The following is a 344-nucleotide window of genomic DNA, read 5'->3' as shown; positions in this document are numbered from 1 at the left end:
CCCATGATCCTTGAGATGGGCCTGAAATGGCAGCAAATCAGCATGACATCGGAAGACGCACAGTTCCTTGAGACCCGCAAATTCCAGCTGGAGGAAATCTGCCGTATTTTCCGTGTGCCGCTGCATATGATTCAGAATACAGATCGGGCTACCTTCAATAACATTGAGAATCTCGGGATTGGTTTTATCAATTATTCTCTGGTGCCTTATCTGACCCGAATAGAACAACGTATCAATGCCGGACTGGTGAAACCATCAAAACAGGGTGTTTTTTACGCGAAATTCAACGCAGGGGCATTGTTACGCGGAGATATGAAATCACGGTTTGATGCTTATGCCACCGG

The 344-nt window shown here is 46.5% G+C and carries 1 protein-coding gene; it reads left to right on the top strand.

Features of this window, described 5'->3' with window-relative positions; genetic code table 11:
• Positions 1-344 (top strand): phage portal protein (locus GN208_RS17950; protein WP_243828527.1); only part of this gene is annotated, 344 nt, incomplete at both ends.

This window comes from Morganella sp. HSTU-ASny43 (assembly GCF_022819185.1).
GTDB lineage: Bacteria > Pseudomonadota > Gammaproteobacteria > Enterobacterales > Enterobacteriaceae > Morganella > Morganella morganii.
This window is presented reverse-complemented; position numbering and strand designations above follow the sequence as displayed.